This window comes from Paracoccus hibiscisoli (genome assembly GCF_005048265.1).
Taxonomy (GTDB): Bacteria; Pseudomonadota; Alphaproteobacteria; order Rhodobacterales; family Rhodobacteraceae; genus Paracoccus; species Paracoccus hibiscisoli.
The window spans coordinates 1-5,455 of the sequence record NZ_SUNH01000064.1 but is presented as its reverse complement, the minus strand read 5'-3'; the positions used below and the strand labels follow the sequence as shown (position 1 = coordinate 5,455).

The window sequence follows — 5,455 nt, the reverse complement described above, 5'->3', positions numbered from 1 at the left end:
GGACCCCAAAACCCACGATCAAGCGTTTGATCCGGATCCCCTAAAGGAAAATCTCCGATCCAGCCAAAACCCCTGCACACCATCAGACCTCGGCAAGTTTTCACACGGTCTGGATCGTTTTTGAACACGGGGCAGGGGAGGTCATTGATCCATCGACTCAGGTGTTTGATCGGCGGCCTCAAGGAGATGAGCTACAGCTTGGCTAGCGAACCGCGCGGGCGGGACTTGCACCAGCCCTGCAAAGCGCACAAGCGCGGCAATGTCGATCTCGACACGCTCACCGCCAATCAAGCCGTCCACCCAGTCTTCGGATTTCTGTACTGCGGCAGCGATCTCAGGCCTGCTAATCCCTGAAAGCTTGACGATGCGCTTTAAAACGGCGGGGAAATTATTGACGTCCTCTGCGAAAGCGTTCTTAGCAGCGGTTTTCCAGTCGACACCGGTGCCGACTTGTTTGTTAGGAATGAAGCTCCGACGTCTGGAAAGCCAATCCAGTGCCTCCGCGTTACCAAGCTGGTTTCGCTTTGGTCCCTTTTTCTCGTAGCCTGACGGTCGTGTTCCCCATTCCTCAGACGGATCAAGGTTGATGACCTTGGACCCTTTCGGTGCCGGATCAACCAGTCGAAGACCTTCCTTGTTCAAAGAGGTGCGCACAGTTGCCGGGGACATGTTGGCTAGTAAGGCGAGCTGTTCGACACTCAGGGAGTTCCCGGAGTTCAGATCGTAGCGCGCTACGAAGGTATCCAATACTTTCCTAATGCGGCCATCGACATAGTTCATCGGCGTCGGCAGGCCGTTGATGTCTTGAGCCGGGAGCTGCTCGCGTACAGGCGCAACATCGTCAGATAGAGCTTCAAGATCGAAATCGTGAGCCCCTTCGACTTGGTACGCATAGTCATAAGCATGACGCACGATGGCAACGAACGGATGCTGCTCCACATTAAATTGGGCAATATCGCCATCATCGATACCATCCGTGTAGAAACCGGGCGACCAAGCCTCTCCGTCGATTTCCACGCCCAGAAACTGATCCCGCATCTCCTGCGGGAAATGAAACAGCGCTCCGACAATACCCACCATGACGGCAGTCATCTGCCGCAGGTCGTCCTCCAACTGATCGCGCGAGATCGGAATTTTATCGCTCATACCATTTCTCCCTTTGCCGGCTTCAAGGCTTGGATTTGCATCGAAAGACGCTTGAATGCCTCGATGAGGACGGGCGCGTTGGTTTGGCGCGATGCAAGGGCAGGGGCCTTCCTTCCTAGAAAGACCGCCACGCGTTCTGCATTTGCGCCGCTCGGATGTGGCAATCCCGTAAGGATGCGGTCTCGGCGCAGTTGTCCCAAGCCAGCCAGGTGAAGGACCGCTTGCTCAGCTTTCGGCCCAAGAGGCAACCAAAGGGCATCTGGCAGTGCCCGGGCCTCTTCAGCCAGATGGGTCTCGATCATGTTGCGCAGCACTGGGGTGCGGATCATGTCCGGAGTTCCGTTGTAGTTCTGCCCTTTCACGAAGACTGGGTACCGCAGCGCAGACGTAAAATGCACGTCCTCAGAGCCGGGTCGGAACAGTTCGGTTGAGGAGCTTATTCCAAAGTGGCGGGCCACACCGATACCATCCAACATGGCGATCAGATTTGAGCGGATCGCTCCACCGGAAAAACTTGCCGTTTGTTTCGCCGCTTTGAGGCGTTGCTCAACAGACTGACCGTGCGAGCTGATAGCAGCATGAAGGGCGTTGGCAGCTTGGGTCATTCCCGGCGTGATGCCGACGACGACCAGTTTTGCGTTCAGAGCAATATGATCGAAAGGAGCATAGACGATAGTGACATCGCCCTCTTGGGCCATTCGCAAGGCAGAGCAGGATAGAGGGTCGGCTGCAGCTTTGGCAGTGATCAACGGCAGGTATTGAGATGCGATTTGAAGGCTTTGAGCCAAGTTGTTTATCCTTGATGGTTGATTAGCGACAGTGGCGGCGGGTTTCTCTTGCGACCGTGATGACGGTGCCTTCGTCAGACACGATCACGTAGGCGCCGCGATAACGACGCAGATCCGCACGCAGCCGATGATCCCCCTCGGAGGCAAGATCTATGGCGGTGCGATCCAGCTTCAGGCCTTCGGCCCCACCGCTTCGGTACGCTGTTCCGAAATCCTGGATCAGTCGAATGACGTCCCGGGGCACCCGGCGTTCGGTGCTGCGGCGTTCTGCGTGGCGGGTCAGGCGCATGATTCTTAGCTCCCTATTGGTTATGAGCTATGTTTAGAGTTGCACCTTGATATCGTCAACAGGAAAGATGCTGTGCTATACTCACCAAAGCACCCTTTAGGATCAACCGAAAGCCTTGCCCGCCCTCAGTGCAAATTCGTTGCCGACGTTAAGTGCGTCCAGCTGGTTAGAATTACCCGCAAGACACGCCCAACAGGGCTAGATCATTATGGCAGGGATTGTCATAATTGTGGCGTAACCCGACGGAGGTTCTGATGGCCACAATGAACGTCTCAATTCCCGATCCCATGAAGGTCTGGGTCGAAGAGCGCGCCCGCGGGGGCAGCTTCAGCAATGCCAGTGATTACGTTCGACATCTGATCCGGCGTGACCAAGAACGCGCCCATGCGATTGGGCAGCTTCAGGCTGCGATCACGGAGGGGCTGCAAAGCGGCGAACCAAAACCGTTCGATGCCTTAGCCTTCAAGGCGAAGATGCGCCGCAAGCATGCCAGCTGAGGAGCGCTACAGCCTCAGGCTTACGCCCCAAGCTGAAGGCGACATGGAAGAGATCTGGCTGCACGGCGCGGCGGAGTGGTCACCCGAGCAGGCAGATAGATATGTCGACGGGATCACGGCTGTTTTCGATCTGCTCTGTGCCATGCCGGGAATCGCGCGAGAGCGTCCGGAGTTTAGCCCGCCTGTCCGCATTCATCCGTCCGGGGCTCATATGATCATCTATCGGACCAGTGGTGATCAACTTGATGTGCTGCGCATTCTCGGAGGTCGTCAGGATTGGCCAAGATTACTGGAGATTTTGGAATGACCTCGGCTTTTCTACCCCCTTTTCCCAAGGGTCCGTTCCGGTTTGTGGCGCTTGATGTCGAAACAGCCAATAACGACCGCGGCAGCATCTGTCAGATCGGTATCGCCTGCGTGCGGCCCGACCATTCGATCGAGACATGGATGACCTATGTCGACCCGCAGGTGGACCGTTGGGTCTTCACCTATCTGCATGGGATCGGCGCCATGACCGTGCGGGGCGCACCGGCATTCGCTGAGGTGCTGCCGATCTTGCGCGAGGCGCTCGCCGGATACACGGTGTATCAGCACTCCGGCTTCGACCGGAATGCAGTGTCCGCCGCCTGTCATCACGCGAACCTTGCCGTTCCAGACTGGGAGTGGCGAGACAGTGTTCAGGTCGCGCGCCGTGCCTGGCCGGAACTACGGGGAAATGGCGGGCATGGATTGGCCAGTCTCAAGCGGCATCTCGGACTCGTCTTCAACCACCATGACGCGGGCGAAGATGCCCGTGCGGCTGCAGAGGTCGTCCTGAGGGCGGAACGTGTCCAGCTCGAAAAACCTCGATATTCCACAGTATCTGCCGCAAGACAGGCCCGACATACCGAAGACTTTGATTTGATCGATGACGGCGATGACAGCCTGGATGTCACCACGGAGTGTGTGATCCCATGCCCTGCACCAACGCCTTCACAGCACGCACCGGCACCTCGCGCTCTTGGTACCACAGAGATTACACAGGGCAACTTGAAGCACAGCCACATCTACCTGAGAAGCTTCTTCGAAGCATTTCCGGAAGATGCCGTTGGCGGCTCGAACCGCGCCTTGGCGGCTTCGCGCGAAATCACCGTGGACTGGGGCGGCAGCGCTGCGGTCATGACCGATCTTGATGGTGCCAAGCGGTTCTTTCGAAAACGGGGTTGGATCCGATCCTTTTTCGAACAGAATGCCGTGCAGGCAGGAGACCTGGTCCTGATCGAAGAGACCGCCCCCTACTGCTATCGTGTCGTTGCGCAGCCGCGACAGAGGCCTATCGAGGCGAGCGTTTCATCATGATCCATAACAATGAGGCTGCGATCCTTTTGGACATCCCTTGATTTAATTTCGAACGACTTACAGGATTTATAAGGGGCGAAATGACAAGATTGTGGATCGTAAGAGCAGGAGCACTTGGAGAGCGAGAGCTCGCGGCTATCGTACAGAGCAAATTGCTGCCTGGCTTTCTACAGGTCGGTGACCTGAAAGCCTGCGCGAATAGGGATTCTGTTTTGGCGCACCTTCAAGATGTTATGCCCGACGAGGGCAAAAATCGCCTGCGCAACTTCGCTGCTCAACTTAATCAGTTCGTAAACCTAATTAAGATCGGCGATTTTGTGGTAATGCCTCGGAAGGTCACGAACGGCGTGGCCATTGGGATCGTGACGGGCGGCTATCAGTTCGACGCCGACAGCGACTTCAAGCACTCGCGCGCCGTCGAATGGAGGGAAGAGTCGCTGCCCCGCGATACCTTCAAACAAGACCTGCGGCACTCTTTCGGAGCGTTCATGACAATCTGCGAGGTCAAGCGCAATTCGGCTCTAGAGCGTGTGCAGGCAGTTCTTTCGACCGGTGCTGACCCTGGCGCTCTATTAGGTAAACAGGGCCAAGCACCGAAGCCCTTGCCATTGAACGGAGCTGAGGATGACGAAGTCGAGGCCGAAGACTATCAGACCGATATTGAGGACATCGCAAATCAGCAGATTATTTCGCTGATCAAGTCCGAGTTTGCAGGCCACGCATTGGCCGATCTCGTAGCTGAAATCATGCGTGTCGAGGGGTACACTACCAAGGTTTCCCCGCCAGGTCCTGATGGCGGCGTCGATATTTTGGCCGCTGGTGGCACACTTGGCCTGGGCGAAGATCGTATTTGCGTGCAGGTGAAATCAGGTGACGGCGCGGCAAACCATGACGTGGTGCTTCGCCTGATCGGTTCAGTGTCAAACACGCAAGCCCAAACTGGGCTACTCGTCAGCATCGGGGGGGTAAACGCTGTCGCCCAGAAGGAGCTGGACAACAACTTCTTTAAGCTCCGTCTCTGGCAGATGCCCGACCTACTGAAAGCGCTGTTTCGTACCTATGGCGAACTTTCCGACAAAACCCGCGCAAAGCTGCCTCTGAAACAAATTTGGGCGCCTATGGCCCAAGGAGCAAGCTAATGGGAAAGATGCGGAAGCATGCCGCTGAACATGAAACTGTTCGTCGTCTTGCTGAGATGCGGACAAGCACACAGTAGTCGGCTCATCTTACGTTACATAAGACAGATTATTGCGGTAATATTCTTAGTGCGGGTAGGTTCTATTCTGAAATGCGACACGCCATGATTTGCTGGTGTTTACAGATCGAGGAGCTCCCCCGTGACGTCGCATCTCACCCTCTCCGAGCGCCGCATCATCGCGGGTATGCTGCAGCGCAAG

At 56.3% G+C, this 5,455-nt stretch carries 7 protein-coding genes; 4 read left to right on the top strand and 3 right to left on the bottom strand.

The window, feature by feature from the left end; all coding sequences use genetic code 11:
* Positions 1 to 141: 141 nt before the first annotated feature.
* Genes FA740_RS19065 through FA740_RS19055 form a run of 3 tightly spaced genes read right to left on the bottom strand, consistent with a single transcriptional unit; the run spans position 142 to position 2,223 of the window.
* Positions 142 to 1,146 carry a hypothetical protein gene (locus FA740_RS19065; protein ID WP_136858375.1) on the bottom strand — a complete coding sequence of 335 codons (1,005 nt, stop codon included), beginning with the start codon at positions 1,144 to 1,146 and terminating at the stop codon, positions 142 to 144.
* On the bottom strand, positions 1,143 to 1,934 hold the full coding sequence (locus tag FA740_RS19060; protein ID WP_136858374.1) for a uracil-DNA glycosylase family protein: 792 nt from the start codon (positions 1,932 to 1,934) through the stop codon (positions 1,143 to 1,145). The genes FA740_RS19065 and FA740_RS19060 overlap by 4 nt, the downstream gene beginning before the upstream one ends.
* 22 nt (positions 1,935 to 1,956) lie before the next feature.
* Positions 1,957 to 2,223, bottom strand: coding sequence for a hypothetical protein (locus FA740_RS19055; RefSeq protein WP_136858373.1), 267 nt, complete (start codon positions 2,221 to 2,223; stop codon positions 1,957 to 1,959).
* Between the two features lie 254 nt (positions 2,224 to 2,477).
* Between FA740_RS19055 and FA740_RS19050 the strand changes: the two genes are divergently transcribed.
* The 4 genes from FA740_RS19050 (at position 2,478) to FA740_RS19035 (ending at position 5,197) form a co-directional block, all read left to right on the top strand.
* Positions 2,478 to 2,720 carry a type II toxin-antitoxin system ParD family antitoxin gene (locus tag FA740_RS19050; RefSeq protein WP_136858372.1) on the top strand — a complete coding sequence of 81 codons (243 nt, stop codon included), beginning with the start codon at positions 2,478 to 2,480 and terminating at the stop codon, positions 2,718 to 2,720.
* The gene (locus FA740_RS19045) at positions 2,710 to 3,027 is read left to right on the top strand and encodes a type II toxin-antitoxin system RelE/ParE family toxin (RefSeq protein WP_136858371.1); all 318 of its coding nucleotides are present in this window, start codon (positions 2,710 to 2,712) and stop codon (positions 3,025 to 3,027) included. Before FA740_RS19050 ends, FA740_RS19045 begins: the two co-directional genes overlap by 11 nt.
* The gene (locus tag FA740_RS19040; protein WP_136858370.1) at positions 3,024 to 4,058 is read left to right on the top strand and encodes a 3'-5' exonuclease; all 1,035 of its coding nucleotides are present in this window, start codon (positions 3,024 to 3,026) and stop codon (positions 4,056 to 4,058) included. Before FA740_RS19045 ends, FA740_RS19040 begins: the two co-directional genes overlap by 4 nt.
* An 80-nt stretch (positions 4,059 to 4,138) precedes the next feature.
* Positions 4,139 to 5,197, top strand: a complete 1,059-nt coding sequence (locus FA740_RS19035) for a restriction endonuclease (protein ID WP_136858369.1) — start codon at positions 4,139 to 4,141, stop codon at positions 5,195 to 5,197.
* The last annotated feature ends 258 nt before the right edge of the window (positions 5,198 to 5,455 follow it).